This window comes from Planococcus chinensis, from assembly GCF_042681545.1.
In the GTDB taxonomy this organism is placed as follows: Bacteria; Bacillota; Bacilli; order Bacillales_A; family Planococcaceae; genus Planococcus; species Planococcus chinensis.
In genome coordinates this window covers 50,398-64,665 of sequence record NZ_JBHUFW010000005.1, presented here as the reverse complement: position 1 = coordinate 64,665, position 14,268 = coordinate 50,398, and the positions used below count along the sequence as shown (strand labels likewise).

At 51.4% G+C, this 14,268-nt stretch carries 15 protein-coding genes; 10 read left to right on the top strand and 5 right to left on the bottom strand.

Annotation, left to right across the window (positions count from 1 at the left end; genetic code table 11):
- The first annotated feature begins 35 nt into the window (after positions 1-35).
- Positions 36-785, top strand: coding sequence for a phosphatase PAP2 family protein (locus ACFSDB_RS07930; protein WP_204891767.1), 750 nt, complete (start codon positions 36-38; stop codon positions 783-785).
- A gap of 44 nt (positions 786-829) precedes the next feature.
- The gene (locus tag ACFSDB_RS07925; protein WP_204891766.1) at positions 830-1,294 is read left to right on the top strand and encodes a putative immunity protein; all 465 of its coding nucleotides are present in this window, start codon (positions 830-832) and stop codon (positions 1,292-1,294) included.
- Positions 1,295-1,532: 238 nt separating this feature from the next.
- On the opposite strand, the gene ACFSDB_RS07920 is transcribed toward ACFSDB_RS07925, so the two are convergent.
- The 4 genes from ACFSDB_RS07920 to ACFSDB_RS07905 all read right to left on the bottom strand — a co-directional run bounded on the left by ACFSDB_RS07920 (position 1,533) and on the right by ACFSDB_RS07905 (position 4,168).
- Positions 1,533-2,039 (bottom strand): hypothetical protein, encoded by a 507-nt coding sequence (locus ACFSDB_RS07920; RefSeq protein WP_204891765.1) that lies wholly within the window; start codon positions 2,037-2,039, stop codon positions 1,533-1,535.
- Positions 2,040-2,326: 287 nt separating this feature from the next.
- Entirely contained in the window at positions 2,327-3,544 is a 1,218-nt protein-coding gene (locus tag ACFSDB_RS07915; protein ID WP_204891764.1) for an EAL domain-containing protein, read from the bottom strand.
- Between the two features lie 16 nt (positions 3,545-3,560).
- The gene (locus ACFSDB_RS07910) at positions 3,561-3,938 is read right to left on the bottom strand and encodes a YidH family protein (protein ID WP_204891763.1); all 378 of its coding nucleotides are present in this window, start codon (positions 3,936-3,938) and stop codon (positions 3,561-3,563) included.
- On the bottom strand, positions 3,938-4,168 hold the full coding sequence (locus ACFSDB_RS07905; protein WP_204891762.1) for a helix-hairpin-helix domain-containing protein: 231 nt from the start codon (positions 4,166-4,168) through the stop codon (positions 3,938-3,940). Before ACFSDB_RS07905 ends, ACFSDB_RS07910 begins: the two co-directional genes overlap by 1 nt.
- A 328-nt stretch (positions 4,169-4,496) precedes the next feature.
- Between ACFSDB_RS07905 and ACFSDB_RS07900 the strand changes: the two genes are divergently transcribed.
- The 5 genes from ACFSDB_RS07900 (at position 4,497) to ACFSDB_RS07880 (ending at position 9,939) form a co-directional block, all read left to right on the top strand.
- Positions 4,497-5,072 (top strand): MEDS domain-containing protein, encoded by a 576-nt coding sequence (locus tag ACFSDB_RS07900; protein WP_204891761.1) that lies wholly within the window; start codon positions 4,497-4,499, stop codon positions 5,070-5,072.
- A gap of 118 nt (positions 5,073-5,190) precedes the next feature.
- Positions 5,191-6,051, top strand: coding sequence for a PPK2 family polyphosphate kinase (locus ACFSDB_RS07895; protein ID WP_204891760.1), 861 nt, complete (start codon positions 5,191-5,193; stop codon positions 6,049-6,051).
- A gap of 154 nt (positions 6,052-6,205) precedes the next feature.
- Positions 6,206-7,318, top strand: a complete 1,113-nt coding sequence (locus ACFSDB_RS07890) for a zinc-binding dehydrogenase (RefSeq protein ID WP_204891759.1) — start codon at positions 6,206-6,208, stop codon at positions 7,316-7,318.
- A gap of 22 nt (positions 7,319-7,340) precedes the next feature.
- Positions 7,341-8,789: an aldehyde dehydrogenase family protein gene (locus tag ACFSDB_RS07885; RefSeq protein ID WP_204891758.1), complete on the top strand. Its 1,449-nt coding sequence runs from the start codon at positions 7,341-7,343 to the stop codon at positions 8,787-8,789.
- 25 nt (positions 8,790-8,814) lie between these two features.
- Positions 8,815-9,939 carry a zinc-dependent alcohol dehydrogenase family protein gene (locus ACFSDB_RS07880; RefSeq protein WP_204891757.1) on the top strand — a complete coding sequence of 375 codons (1,125 nt, stop codon included), beginning with the start codon at positions 8,815-8,817 and terminating at the stop codon, positions 9,937-9,939.
- Between the two features lie 48 nt (positions 9,940-9,987).
- Here the strand turns inward: ACFSDB_RS07880 and ACFSDB_RS07875 are convergent, their stop codons facing one another.
- The gene (locus tag ACFSDB_RS07875; protein WP_204891756.1) at positions 9,988-10,524 is read right to left on the bottom strand and encodes a hypothetical protein; all 537 of its coding nucleotides are present in this window, start codon (positions 10,522-10,524) and stop codon (positions 9,988-9,990) included.
- Between the two features lie 292 nt (positions 10,525-10,816).
- Here ACFSDB_RS07875 and ACFSDB_RS07870 point away from each other — a divergent pair, with 292 nt between their 5' ends.
- Genes ACFSDB_RS07870 through ACFSDB_RS07860 form a run of 3 tightly spaced genes read left to right on the top strand, consistent with a single transcriptional unit; the run spans position 10,817 to position 14,258 of the window.
- Positions 10,817-11,776, top strand: a complete 960-nt coding sequence (locus ACFSDB_RS07870) for a thiamine pyrophosphate-dependent dehydrogenase E1 component subunit alpha (protein WP_204892133.1) — start codon at positions 10,817-10,819, stop codon at positions 11,774-11,776.
- Positions 11,777-11,798: 22 nt separating this feature from the next.
- Positions 11,799-12,818, top strand: a complete 1,020-nt coding sequence (locus ACFSDB_RS07865; protein WP_204891755.1) for an alpha-ketoacid dehydrogenase subunit beta — start codon at positions 11,799-11,801, stop codon at positions 12,816-12,818.
- 24 nt (positions 12,819-12,842) lie between these two features.
- Complete coding sequence (locus tag ACFSDB_RS07860) at positions 12,843-14,258, top strand: dihydrolipoamide acetyltransferase family protein (RefSeq protein WP_204891754.1); 1,416 nt, start codon at positions 12,843-12,845, stop codon at positions 14,256-14,258.
- Positions 14,259-14,268: the final 10 nt, after the last annotated feature.

Here is a 14,268-nt window from a genome sequence, read left to right as displayed (position 1 = left end):
TTAATCAGTTTTAGATTTAGATAAGGGGCGATTCAATGATCAAAGAAAATACAAAGGTCGGCATTGCAGTGCTTATTTTGGCCATCGGACTCGGATTGTCGATGCTGTTTCTGGCAGTCTTCACCGAAATTGCAGAAGAAGCCCTGGAGCAGGAAGCCTGGTCTTTCGATTCTACGATCATCGGTTTTTTCAATTCGATTGGCAGTGATGGACTCGACATCCTCATGATTGTCATTACAGAATTGGGATCGGTTTGGTTTTTGTCGGCATTCTCGATTGCCACGATCCTGTATTTATGGACGCAGCACAAAGATAAATGGGGCATCCTGTTCTTTATCCTGGCAGTAGGGGGCGGCGGGCTTTTGACCACCCTCCTTAAAAACCTGTACGAACGCGGGCGTCCGTCGATCAATCCGGAAATAGACGCCATCGGGTTCAGCTTCCCGAGCGGTCATTCGATGGGTTCCCTGATCTTTTACGGATTTATCATCTACCTGGTCATGCGGAGCCGGGTGAATGAACTCGTCAAAGGCTTGGCCATCAGTCTTATGGCTGTGCTCGTTGTAATGATCGGCCTCAGCCGCATCTATCTGGGAGCGCATTTTCCGAGCGATGTGCTTGCAGGCTATTTTGCCGGCGCCATCTGGCTGATCCTCAGCATTCTCGCACTCGAATGGATCCAGTGGCAAAGCCGAAGCCAGGTCCGCCCGGTACATGAGATCCGCGGATTCGTGGCCAAGGTATTCAGAGCCGTTACAAAAAGGCTGCCTGCAGCAAAAAGATAGCCTAAAAGAGTTGAATGAAACTACAAATAGAAGGTGGAATGGATATGTCGGAGCAGAATTTCACAGACACAGAAACGAAAGCAACCATCGAAGAAATGCTGGAAACAATCGGCCATCTTCAGGCAGTCCGCTGGGCAGCAGACTGTGCGGAGCGCACGTTGCCTTTGTACGAAGAAAAATATCCGAACGATGACCGGCCGCGAAACGCGATCGATGCGGCACGCAATTGGCTAAAAGGCGATATCGGGGTCAGGGATGCCAGAAAATCGGCTTTCGCTACGCACGCAGCAGCAAGGGAAACGCAGGATGAATCAGCTATAGCAGCTGCAAGGGCAGCCGGGCAAGCAGTATCGACTGCCCATTTGGCGGGTCATGCCATCCATGCATCCACCTATGCGGCAAAAGCGGCGGCCATCGCTTCAGGTTTCGACGAAGCGGCAGTAGAAGCGGAACGCCAATGGCAGCTCGAACGGCTGAACGACATCAAACGCAATTATCCGAACGAATAAAAGTGAAAAGCAGGCCGGGAATGGATCCTGAGCCTTTCAGTTTTGAATCTTAAAAAAACCAAATTGGCCGCTAATTAGAACCTTAATTAGCGGCCAATTTCTATTTAACAAAAAGGGTTCCACTCAATTTGACAAACTATCATATAAAAAAAGCCGAAGGATGGGTTCATCCTTCGGCTTTCGTTGTTCGGTCGGACGCCGATACAATGGCGTTTCTCCAACACGTACTTTCCTCTAGTTACTTATCCTTTTGAATACGATTTTCATCAAGCTTGTTCTGTTGGTTCTTCGTTTTGTTTAAAGGGGAACCGGTTGGGTCGTAATCATTCACATCGACGTGCTCCACACCTTCTTCACTTGCGTGGCTGTCTGGATCCCAAGTTGCGCTGTTTATAACGTTTCCGCGTTCCCCGGTTGTAAAGGTTCCCTCTGGTTCCCGGATGGTGTCATCAAAATCATTGCTTTTTTGCCAACCGCCCGTTTCTCTGCTCGGGTTTGGCTCTTCTGATTCCCGCCAGTCTGCTGAACGTCCCGGGTCTTTTTTTCGGATGGTGGTGTCACCATCTGCAAGGTAAGGCTCATTCGAACTAGTGTTGTGTGTGTCAGAAGTGCCTCTTTCTCGAAGTACGCCTTCCCGTTGTGCTTCTTTTCCCGCATCTCTGGCTGGACCTGAATCCGACGTCTGGGATTGTTGAGTATCTTGCCGATCCTTTCGGAACGCATCATCACGATTATTTTTTTCCATCTTAATTCCTCCTCGTTTAAAAAGTCTCCATACACCCTGTTACCCGATAGGTGAAAATTCAAACTTTTGTACGGAGCAAAAGGGCATCACTTGCAGGCTGCATCCGTTTATATTGCAATAAAAAACACCTAAGTTCGCAGGCTCGAAAACCTGTGAACTTAGGTGTTGGTTGGTGGTTTAAACGGTTAGCCAAATGGGTTTGGAAAATTGGTCTATTTTGGAGGATGTCGATTATTGCAGTTAATAACTGGATGGGCCAGAGCTTATGCTGTGCCAGATTTCAGGATTTACTGCATGAAAAGAAAGTCGTTTTCGAAAATAAAGGAATAGCCGATGTCGATGTATAGAAAATATTCATCCGACAACGGGTAGCTGAACGTGCGGACGGTTTCGCCTGTTTCGATATCGGAATAAGTATCGGACAGCATGCCGCGGTGCCATGTCTTCATGTGCATGATGTTTTCCAGAAAATACGGGCGGAACGACCAATTGGCGCCTTTGACAAGCGGTTCAATTTCCCATTGCTCCCCCCGCTTCCGGAAGTTCGAGGAAACTTGTTCGCCGTCGCTCCGGCATATGTACATCCGGAAACTTTCTTCATCGAATGGCTCAGTAAGTGTCGCGATGAATGCATCCGCCTGTTCTGGCCCTTGCCAGGTCGGTTGTAGCTTTTTCACTTTTTCTTCGCAAAGCCGGGCGAACGTGTAGCGGCCTTCAACAAGCTCCTTTTCGCGGCGGACAAATTCCTGGACATTTTCCCGGACGTTGACCGCGACTGAATCAGACGGTACGGGAGCGGCCTGCGGTCTTGCCAAATAAAATCCCTGATAATAATGGCCGCCATGTTTCCAAGCAAAGTAAAGCTGATGTTTGTCTTCGATGTTTTCATAGGCCAGCTTCGCGCCGATCCGCCGGGCGAGAAGCGCCAGTGAATAGATGACATCCTCGTAGATGTCAGTTTGGTTGTTGCGTGTGATGCTGGTGTCGATTTTCAGGATGTGCGGCTGCAGCTGGCGGATGCGGTCGATATTGGAGCTTTTGGCACCCACGTGGTCGACGGCAATTTGGATGCCATACGTTTTGTAGTAGCGGAGCAGGTGGCTGAGGACGTCGAAGTCTTCGTCGAAATCATGCTCCGTGATTTCCAGGACGATCCGCTCCATCGGAAATCCCTTCTCCTTGAATGCATGCAATGTATGGAGCAGATCTTCTCCGTTGTTCACCATAAGCTGTTTGGCGTTGCGGTTGATGAAGAGCGATCCGGGTGCGCCGGTTTCGATCATCGTTGCAATCGCCGACTCGAGAAGATGCCGGTCCACTTCCGCCTTGAAATCATCGGGGACGTCAACGTCGTGGAAGAATTCCCCGAGGCTCTTCAGTTCGCCGCCTTCATCAAACCGGCCGAGCACTTCATAGCCGCTGATGGAATGGTTGACAGCACTGATAATCGGCTGGAATGCGGGTTTCACTTTATCCATATTTTCCAGAATATATAACGGGTCCATGGCAGGTCCTCCTCTGCTACATGATCATGAAGAAATAAATGATGACCATGACGATTACGACAGCAAGCATCGATGAAATAAGCGTGATGTGCATATTGGATGGATAGAACGTTTCGTTGATGATTTGCTGCCGTTTTTTCTTGTAATTTTGTGTAGATGTGAAAATGATGATGAGCCCGAAGAGGCAAGCGAAAATGCCCAAGGCGATTGTAAAGACATCGACGAATTGGTTGCGGGTGGAGCCCATGGTGAAATGCAGGCTGGTCGCTAGAAAGCCGACACCGACGATGGAGATGCCGGTCCGGATCCAGGCCAAGTAGGTGCGCTCGTTGGCCAAATGCTGCTGCGTGTATATAAGCTGGTTTTTCTTTTCGGGAGGTGGACGGCGTGCCATCATCCTTGCTCCTTTCGGGGAGTTGGGTGATCGGCGCTAAAGGACAGCCCTTGCTCTTTTAATGCAGCATCCAAAATGCGGAGCGCTTTCGGGCCGAAGCCATGCAATTTCAAAAGGTCTTTCTTGCTGGCTTGGGTAAGATCTTGCAGCTGCATGTATCCGGCTGCAATCAATGCCCGCTCTGCCGGCTTGCCGAGCCCTTCAGGCAAATTGCTCTTAGAGCCATTCATCTATAATCCCTCCCGGTTTGTCATTTTACACGTGCGGCCCCGTATTCAAGAAACACTTTCAGGCAAGTGAGCATATAGCTCCATCCTTTTCCTGAAAACCTTGCCTCCTCAATCGTTTCGCGAGGACAGGAGAGGTTTTCAATTATTGTGCCATTGTCCTGTCCCATATGCAAGGGCATGGCGATGGACCAAAGGGAACGCTGCCATTTTTTTCGGCATGGCCAAATATTTTCTTTTATCTTCCTTTACAGATATAGTAGAGGACAAGTATTTGAAGCAGAAGCGCTGTAACCGGCTCCGAACAGCGAGCGCTTAGGAGGAATTTACATTGACTGGAGATCTTAGGCAGGAAACAGCCATTCAGCAGCAAAAAGAAGGAATGCATATCTTTTATTGCTCGAGACAATTGGATAAATACATCGAAAAAGCAGTGGCATTTGTCGAACAGGGAATTCTTGCAGGCGATCAAGTGATGTTTGTCGAAAACATGAGAATTTATCCGATGGTGCGCCAGCAGCTTGAAGAACGGCTGACCGCTGAACAATTGGAGCAAGTCCATTACGTGGACAACTTCACTTTCTACTGGAAAAACAGAAGTTTCCATCCGGAAACCATTTTGGCTCATTTCATCGAGATAACCGGTGGATTCCAAGGGACGGATGGCCACGTGCGCACTTGGGGGCACATCGAATGGGGAGACGACCAGGACATCGCACAGGAAATTGCAGCTTATGAAACCGCTTTGGAAAAGCTGGTTTCGGAAACGAACGGCTTTTCAGTCTGTGCCTATGATGCCAGCCGGTTGGCCGACGATTTGAAAAAGAAATTGTTGGCATTGCATAACTATTATATGACGGATACAGAAACGGCGTCTTTTTTGGAGACGCGGAATATGGCAAATTAAAGACAGCAAAACCATTGAATCGGCCGATTCAATGGTATTTTTCGTTTCGCTATTTCTCGCCCGGGTATTTAAATAGGAAGGCTGTACATATGACAAAAGCTATCCGAGGAGGATGAAGATGGATATTGAAAAATACAGAGTGAAACCGGATGAGAAAGTGGAATTGTCCAAGTACCCGACTTCCGAAGAAGAGCGCTTCAGCGATGAAGAGCTGCGAGAAAAGCGCATTCCGGAAACCATTGAAAAAATGAAAGAGCTGCACCTGAAGCTCCATGCCGAAGAGGAAAAAGGGGTGGTCGTTGTCCTGCAGGCGATGGACGCTGCCGGCAAGGACGAAGCGATCACGTATATTTTTTCGAATCTCACTGCGCAGGGCATCAAAGTATCGCAGTTCAAAAAGCCGTCTGAAAATGACCTGAAGCACGACTACCTTTGGCGTTTCAGGGAAGGGCTGCCGGCGCGGGGCCAAATCGGCATTTTCAACCGCTCCTATTATGAGGAAGTGATTGCGCCGCGGGTGCATGACCTGTTGGGCGAAACGCCCCTCCCGGATGAGCTGATCGATGAAGATATCTGGAAAGCCCGCTACCGGCAGATCAATGATTTCGAACGCTATCTTGTAGAAAACGGCTTTCCTGTCGTCAAGTTCTTTTTCAATATGTCGAAAGAAGAACAGAAACGGCGCCTGCTCGAGCGGATGAAGGACCCGGCGAAGAATTGGGAGTTCTCCTTCAATGATGTCCGGGAACGCGAGTATTGGGACGGCTACCAGGATATTTTTGAAGACATGCTGAACAACACTTCCCAGGATTATGCCCCTTGGTATGTATTGCCGGCAGACAATGAATGGCATTCACGCTATATCGTAGCAGAAGTGATGGCCGATGTACTCGGAAAAATCAATCCGAGCTTCCCGGAAATCGCCGGCGAAGAGCGAACGAAGCTCGAAGAAGCGATCCGCCAACTTGAAAACGAATAAGAGAAAGGCCGCTATGGAGTCAGCTGATGCCATAGCGGTTTTTATGTGGAAATAAACCGATGTATATCTGATAAATCAGAAAATATATTGTTTTCAAAAATATGGTTAAGTATAATGGAGGAGAATTGACAATAGACCGAGGGAGCGTGAAGCAATGTCCAACGAACCAGCAATGGAGAAAGGCCGCGTCGCTGTCATGGATGAACCTGAAAAACTCAGTTACCGGGAATATGATTTGCCGAAGCCCGGGCCGGGAGCGGTCCTGCTAAAAGTGCTGCGGTCCAATATTTGCGGATCGGAATTGCATATCTGGAGAGGGCAGCATCCGACAAAGAAAAAGGGCGTGCTCGGGCACGAGATGATCGGGGAAGTCCATTCGCTTGGCGAAGGGGTGGACACCGATTTTGCAGGCGAACCGATCAAAAAAGGAGATCGGATCGTATCGGCTTACTATATTACCTGCCGAAAATGCGCCGCCTGCCGGGAAGGGCATTTCCATCTTTGTGAACACGCGTACGATTTTTGGAACCAAGCTCCGGAAGAAAGCCCTCATTTCCATGGAACCTTCGCTTCGCATTATTACATTCACCCAGACCAGTATTTCTACAAAGTGCCGGATAATGTGTCGGAAGCCTCCGCTGCCAGTGCGAACTGTGCATTGTCCCAAGTTTATTTCGGGCTGGACAAAAGCGGGGTCACTTACGGGCAGACCATTGTCATCCAGGGAGCCGGCGGCCTTGGGCTGAATGCAATTGCGGTTGCCAAAGAAAAAGGCGCGACGGTCATCGCGATTGACGGAGTGGAGGGCCGGCTGAAGCAAGCAGAGCAGTTCGGGGCGGACCATGTGCTGAACATGAATGACTACGGGTCGACGGCAGAGCGCGCCCAGGCGGTTCTGGATTTGACCGGAGGCATCGGCGCCGATATGGCAATGGAAGTGACAGGCGTGCCGGCAGCTTTTGCAGAAGGCATCCATCTTATCCGCCCCGGCGGAAAATACGTCACAATCGGCAACATCACTCCAGGGAAAATGGTCGAATTTGATCCAGGGCTCCTGACGCGCAAATCGATCCAGATCATTCCGGTTGTCCGCTATAACCCTTGGTATCTTTATAAAGCGCTGAAGTTTCTGTCCGATACCCAAGGGAAATATCCGTTTGATGACATGATGGACGCGGAATTCTCGATTGATGAGATCAAGCTGGCACTCGACAAGTCTGCAGCGCGGGAAGTGACACGGGCATCCATCGTCATGGAGAGACCATGAAACCCAATAGGAGGATCAGCAGATGTTGAATACATTGAATTATCATTTCAGTTCAATCATCGACGGAACGCCCTTGGAAAAAGACGGCCATAAAGATCTCGAGGTCTTCAATCCTTATAACAATGAAGTGATCGGAAAGATTTCTTGCGCGACGCCGGAAGATGTGAAAGCCGCGGTCGAAAGTGCGCACAGGGCATATGAAGACACGATGAAAGGAATGCCGGCGCACAAACGTTCGGAGATTTTGCGGAAAACAGCTGACCTGCTCGAGGGGCGTTCGGATGAATTTGCCCAGGTGCTTGCACTAGAAGCGGGCAAGCCGATCAAAGAAGCGAGAGGGGAAGTGCTTCGGGCGGTCCAGGTGCTGCGCTTCGCTTCGGAAGGGGCGAAAGCCATCTACGGGGAAACCATTCCCCTCGACAGCGCCATCGGCGGCGAGAACCAAATCGGAATCGCGAAACGTGTGCCGCTCGGGGTGGTCGCAGCGATTACCCCGTTCAATTTCCCGTTGAATCTGGTGCTCCATAAAGTCGCCCCTGCGCTGGCTGTCGGCAATACAATCGTCTTGAAGCCGGCAGAAAAAACACCATTCACACCGGTACTGCTTCACCAATTATTCGAAGAGGCGGGCTTGCCGAAAGGCGCATTGAATATTGTCATGGGCCCCGGCAAGGAGCTTGTCGAACCGCTCGTCATCCACCCGAAAGTCAAAAAAGTGACGTTTACCGGAAGCGGCGCTGTCGGTTGGAAAATTCATGATATGGCAAAAAGGAAAAAAGTGACGCTTGAACTCGGATCGAACGCACCCAATATCATATTTGAAGATGCGGATTTGGAACTGGCAGCCAATTCTATCGTCTTGGGCGGCTTCACGTATGCCGGCCAAGCTTGCGTTTCCGCTCAACGCATTTACGTGCATGAATCGGTATACCAGCCGTTTCTCGACAAACTGGTGGCGAAAGTCAGCGCGTTGAAAACCGGTGATCCATTGGAAGAATCGACGGATATGGGTCCGATGATCACTGAAGAGGCAGCGGAACGGGCAGAATCGTGGATCCAGGAAGCGAAACAGCAAGGCGCAACCGTCTTGACAGGCGGCGAGCGGAAAGGTTCGATGCTCCAACCGACAGTCGTGGCGGACGCTACTGCTGAAATGAAAGTCGTATGCGTAGAAGTATTCGCGCCGATCGTCAGCGTCATGCCGTTCTCTACAGAAGAGGAAGTCGTCGCCCACGCCAATGATACCGATTTCGGCCTCCATGCCGGCGTCTTTACCGCAGACATCAACCGGGCGATGCGCATGGCCGATGCCATTGATACGGGAGGCGTCTGGATCAACGAAGTTTCCGTACGGCGCTATGACCACATCCCATACGGCGGCGTAAAAAGCAGCGGCATCGGCAAGGAAGGCGTCAAATATTCCATCGAGAGCATGACCGACCTCAAATTTATCGGGATCAAATTATATTGAACGAAAAAACAAAGGAGAGTGCCGAATGAAAGTGAAATCAGCCGTACTGCGGGAAATGGGCGCAGTGACGCCTTATGCAGAAAGCCAGCCGATTAAAATTGAAACATTGGAATTGGATTCACCTGGACCGGGAGAGGTGCTCGTCCAGATCAAAGCAGCAAGCCTCTGCCATTCCGACTTGTCCGTCATCAATGGAAGCCGTCCGCGGCCGATGCCGATGGCGCTTGGCCATGAAGCGGCCGGCATCGTCATGGAAATTGGTGAAGGGGTGTTGGACCTCGAAGTCGGAGATTATGTGGCGTGTGTCTTCGTGCCGAGCTGCGGCCAGTGCGGCCCTTGCCGGGAAGGCCGGCCGGCCCTTTGTGAGCCGGGGGCTGTCAGTAATACAGCCGGAACCTTGCTTGGCGGCGAACGCCGCTTGCATGCCGGGGACGAAGACGTGAACCACCACGTCGGCGTATCCGCATTTTCGGAATACGTAGTCGTCTCGCGCAACTCGGTGGTGAAATTCAGCAAGGACATCCCGTTTGAAAAAGCGGCGCTGTTCGGCTGTGCAGTGATTACGGGTGTTGGGGCGGTCGTCAATACCGCCGGCGTCAAGCTCGGGAGCACAGTAGCAATTGTCGGCCTTGGCGGAATTGGGCTTAGCGCCCTTCTTGGCGCGCTGGCGGCAGGGGCGAGCCGCGTCGTTGCAGTGGACATCAATGAACATAAATTGAAGCAGGCGAAAGAACTCGGCGCGACCGACGTCTTTGATTCGCGCGATCAGGACGTGGTCGCGAAAATCCGGGAGGCGACGGGAGGCGGCCTGGATTTCGCATTCGAGACGGCCGGGGCTGCTCCGGCAATGGAAGTGGCTTACGGCATCACCAAACGCGGCGGGACGACCGTGACAACCGGCCTGCCGCATCCGGAAGCACAGTTCTCGTTTCCGTATGTCACGCTGACTGCTGAGGAGCGGACGCTTAAAGGCTCGTACCTAGGCAGTTGTGTGCCGAGCCGGGACATTCCGCGCTATATGAATTTGTTCCAGGAAGACCGGCTCCCGGTGGATAAACTGATCAGCGACTTTATTACGCTCGATGAAATCAATGAAGGCTTCGACAAACTGGCTTCCGGCGATTCGTCGCGCGTCATCATCAAATTTTAATTGGAAAAGCCATCCTGCCCGTTTTGCGGCAGGATGGCTTTTTTGGGTTTATTTGATGGTGCAGGCATTCGGGCCCCATTCGCTATGGGTTTTTCCGGTGCTGACCCAATGGAGCTGATTCAGCACTTTATACGAACCGGCCGGCAGATCCTTGAAGCTCAGGAACGAAATCTGAGCGCCGGTCGCCGTGCTGCGCCAACCGGGTTTCGCATCGGGATTCAAGCCGTATTGCGTGACGTAGGCATAGGCGTCCCATGAACCGACGCCGGTCCATTGGACGTATTGCTTGCCGTTGTACCGGTATAAAATGGGATTCCAGAAAACCGTATCCGTGCTGCGGCCGCTCCAAGCGGTAGCGTATCGCGGCGTATAGGCTTTGACAATGCCTTTGCCGTTGACAAATGCGCCTTCGCACGCAATCGTGCGCATGTCATGCGCCGGCCAACTGCCGCCGTCATTGTGGGCAAGCGCTGGAGGGGCATGGAACACTGCTGCTGCTGCCAAACATGCAGCCAAGAGGAATTTCGGTCCGGCAAAACGTGATTTCTTTTCAGGGCTGCTGACGGAATCGCGGTCGGTTGGCAAATGAATCCCTCCTTAAAGTTGATAGAAAAAGGTCGTAATATTCAGATTACTATCATCTTATCATAAATTTACCAGAATATAAGGTTTTATTCAAAAGATAACGCGGAATTTCAGAAAAAGCTATGATATTTAATTGAATATTGACAATTAACAGAAAACACCTACCATTAGAAGTAGAAAAGCGCGAGGCCCATGCAGCAGAGAATCCTGAAATAAACCAGACAAGGAGGAAGAGATTTTGACTATTTTCGAAGAAAAACAGCCTGCCGTGTCCGTGGAAAAGCTGAAGTGGATGTATGAAATGATGGCGAAGAGCCGGTATTTCGAAGACCAGATGGTAGAAGTCTATACGGAAGGGAAGACTCCGGTATTCAATATCGGTGCCGGTCCTGTGCCGGGAGAGATGCACTTGTCGACAGGGCAGGAACCGGCAGCCGCCGGAATTTGCGTCCATCTCACCAAAGACGACACCGTGACCGCCCCGCACCGGCCGCATCACCACGCCATTGCGAAAGGCGTCGACTTGAAAAAGATGACGGCTGAGATGTTCGGGAAAAAAACGGGGCTTGGCAAAGGGAAAGGCGGACATATGCACCTGTTCGACCCGGAAGTGAAGTTTTCCTGCGGCGGGATTGTGGCCGCTGGAATTCCGCATGCAGTCGGTGCAGCACTGGCGGCAAAGATGCAAGGGAAGGACTGGGTGGCTGTCGCATTTATCGGCGAAGGAGCAGCGAATGCCGGGGCGTTCCACGAATCACTGAATTTGGCGGCGGTCTGGGATCTGCCGCTCATCGTCGTGGTTGAAGACAATTCGTACGGGATTTCCGTGCCGAAAAAGTCGGCGACAGCTGTGGAAACGAATGACCTGCGGGCTGCAGCATACGGCATTGCAGGCGCCCATGTAAAAGGCAATGATCCGATTGCGATGTACAAGGCATCGGAAGAAGCGGTAGCGAGAGCCCGCAACGGACAAGGCCCGACCATCATTGAAATCGAGACCTACCGGTTCCTCGGGCATTTCCAGGGCGATCCCGAACTTTACCGTGACAAAGCGGAGGTCCCGGGCCTTCGGGAGCAGGACCCGATCCTGAAATTGCGGAACAGCCTCGTGGAATCGGAAGGCGCAACGGACAAGGAACTCGAGAAAATTGAAAAGCGCGTAAAGCAGGAAGTGGACGAAGCCTACCAGTTTGCGCGGGACAGCGAATACCCTGCACCGGAAGATGCGCTGAATGATGTCTTCTCATTTTAAAAACGAAAGGGGCCATTAAAGGATGGAAACAGCAAAAAAACGGATGCTGACAGGCAATAAAGCGATGGCGGAAGCCATATCCCAGGAAATGGAACGCAATCCAAACGTTTTCGTTCTGGGGGAAGATATTGGAAAATACGGCGGCATTTTCGGTTCTACACAAGGGCTGATCGAAAAATTCGGTGCTTCCCGGGTTTTGGATACACCGATTTCCGAAACCGCGTTTATCGGAGCAGCCATCGGAGCGGCAGCTGAAGGCATGCGCCCGGTTGCCGAATTGATGTTCGTCGACTTTTTCGGTGTCTGCATGGACCAGATTTACAACCATATGGCCAAAATCCAGTACATGTCCGGAGGGAACGTCAAATTGCCGATGGTGCTGATGACAGCTGTCGGCGGGGGCTATAATGATGCAGCGCAGCATTCCCAAACGCTTTACGCGACATTCGGCCACATGCCCGGCTTGAAAGTGGTGGCGCCTTCCAATCCATACGACTTGAAAGGCATGATGGTCTCCGCCATCCGCGATGACAATCCGGTGCTGTTCATGTTCCATAAATCGCTGCAGGGACTGGGCTGGATGGAACAGCTTGATGCAGCGGTAGACCATGTACCGGAAGAATCCTATACTGTGCCGCTCGACAAAGCGAAAGTGGTGCGGGAAGGCAAGGATGTGACGATTGTCGGACTGCAGATGATGGTGCATGAGGCAGTTGCCGCTGCAGAGAAACTTGCAAAAGAAGGCATTGAAGCAGAAGTGATCGACCTCCGTTCGGTGGCGCCCATCGATAAGGAAACCATCATCCAATCGGTCAAGAAGACCCACCGGCTATTTGTGGTGGATGAGGATTATAAATCATACGGGATGACGGCAGAAGTGGCCGCGATTGTCGCTGAAGAAGTATTCTACGATTTGGAAGCGCCGATCCGCCGGCTGGCGAATCCGGATGTTCCGATTCCCTACAGCCGCCCGATGGAGCAGTTTGTCCTGCCGAATGCGGACAAGATCTATGAACATGTGAAAAAACTGATGAACGAATGACAACTGGGTACAGGAGGCGTTTGGATGTTTGAAATGAAGCTGCCGAAAATAAGGGAAGACGTTGATGAAAGCCTGGTCGTCATCTGGTTTGTTTCAGCAGGAGATTCCGTGAAAAAAGGCGATCGGCTATTGGAAGTGCAGACGGAAAAAGAAGTGACGGAAATCGAATCAGAGAGGGATGGCGTCATCAAAGAAATCAAAGTGAAGCGCGGAGAATCCGCTAAAGTGGGCGAAGTCCTTGTTCTGATCGGAGAAGACGGGAAAGATAAGGAGCCGGAGGAGCAGAAACTGGTTGAAGCTGCAGCGGAGCAGGGAAAAACAGGGAAGAAACCTGCAGCGAAGCGAAAAGGCCAGAAGCCGGAAGAACAGGAGATCGTTGAAAAAATTGAAAAACCGGCTGAAGAGAAGGCACAAGAAAGTGTACAAGAAACGCCCCGGGTAGCACCCGGCTTGCGGAAGCTTGCGAGGGAGCTAGGCGTCGGCTTGGAGAACGTCACAGGCACCGGACGGAACGGCAAAATTACGGAAGAAGATATTCGCGGGGCCCATGCGGGAGCAGGTGAGCCAAAAGCAGCAGAAAAACCGCCTGCAAAAGATGAAACATCAGCTACAGATGAAAAAACAACAAAAGATGAAATACCAGCAAAAGATGAAGCATCAGAAACAGTAGAAGCTGCTGCGGCGGCTGAGGATTCCGGAGCGCCGGGTGGGATGGCTGAGGCGGAAGGCGGCAATGGACAGGGAACTGCAGGAGTTGAACCTTCCGAGAATATCATCCCGCTGACCGGCACACGCGGAGTGATTGCCCGCCGGATGACGCAGAGCCTCCAGCAAAGTGCACAGCTGACCGAGATGGCATGGGCGGATGTCACGAAATTGGAAGCGAAAAAAGAAAAGCTGGGAGAGGGCGCCGGCTGGACTGCCTTATTTGGCAAAGCAGTCGCACATGCGCTCCAAAACCATCCAGCATTGAATGCCCATATCTCAGAAAACGGCATCAAGTTGAAAAAGACGGTTGACCTTGGATTCGCCATCGATACCGAAAATGGGCTGCTCGTTGCCAGCGTGCCCCGGGCAAATGAAGGGACTGCAAGCGAACTTCATCAGAAACTCAGTGAACTGGCTGAAAAAGCGCGCAACGGAAAACTCTCCAAAGAGGAAAGTTCCGGCAGTTCCTTTACGGTCACAAGCCTTGGCGGTTATTCTGTGCAATTTTTCACGCCAATCATCAATCCGCCGGAAACGGCTATTCTCGGCATCGGCAAAATCGAAGACTATTTGGTGATGGAGGGCCGGAAAGTGCGTGTCCGCCGCCGGGTGCCGCTCAGCTTGACGGTGGACCACCGCGCCATTGACGGCGCTCCGGCTGCCAAATTCCTTGATGAACTGATCCGGCTTCTGGAAAAACCGAAACGGTTTCTGGAGAAAAAAGAAAAGTGAAAACAAATTA

Excerpts from the sequence above, each read along its gene's own strand:
- ACFSDB_RS07905 (WP_204891762.1), bottom strand. The coding sequence starts at position 4,168 with ATGAATGGCTCTAAGAGCAATTTGCCTGAAGGGCTCGGCAAGCCGGCA.
- ACFSDB_RS07865 (WP_204891755.1), top strand. The coding sequence starts at position 11,799 with ATGGAAACAGCAAAAAAACGGATGCTGACAGGCAATAAAGCGATGGCG.
- ACFSDB_RS07930 (WP_204891767.1), top strand. The coding sequence starts at position 36 with ATGATCAAAGAAAATACAAAGGTCGGCATTGCAGTGCTTATTTTGGCC.
- ACFSDB_RS07925 (WP_204891766.1), top strand. The coding sequence starts at position 830 with ATGTCGGAGCAGAATTTCACAGACACAGAAACGAAAGCAACCATCGAA.
- ACFSDB_RS07915 (WP_204891764.1), bottom strand. The coding sequence starts at position 3,544 with ATGGACCCGTTATATATTCTGGAAAATATGGATAAAGTGAAACCCGCA.
- ACFSDB_RS07880 (WP_204891757.1), top strand. The coding sequence starts at position 8,815 with ATGAAAGTGAAATCAGCCGTACTGCGGGAAATGGGCGCAGTGACGCCT.
- ACFSDB_RS07885 (WP_204891758.1), top strand. The coding sequence starts at position 7,341 with ATGTTGAATACATTGAATTATCATTTCAGTTCAATCATCGACGGAACG.
- ACFSDB_RS07890 (WP_204891759.1), top strand. The coding sequence starts at position 6,206 with ATGTCCAACGAACCAGCAATGGAGAAAGGCCGCGTCGCTGTCATGGAT.
- ACFSDB_RS07860 (WP_204891754.1), top strand. The coding sequence starts at position 12,843 with ATGTTTGAAATGAAGCTGCCGAAAATAAGGGAAGACGTTGATGAAAGC.
- ACFSDB_RS07895 (WP_204891760.1), top strand. The coding sequence starts at position 5,191 with ATGGATATTGAAAAATACAGAGTGAAACCGGATGAGAAAGTGGAATTG.
- ACFSDB_RS07920 (WP_204891765.1), bottom strand. The coding sequence starts at position 2,039 with ATGGAAAAAAATAATCGTGATGATGCGTTCCGAAAGGATCGGCAAGAT.
- ACFSDB_RS07910 (WP_204891763.1), bottom strand. The coding sequence starts at position 3,938 with ATGGCACGCCGTCCACCTCCCGAAAAGAAAAACCAGCTTATATACACG.
- ACFSDB_RS07870 (WP_204892133.1), top strand. The coding sequence starts at position 10,817 with ATGTATGAAATGATGGCGAAGAGCCGGTATTTCGAAGACCAGATGGTA.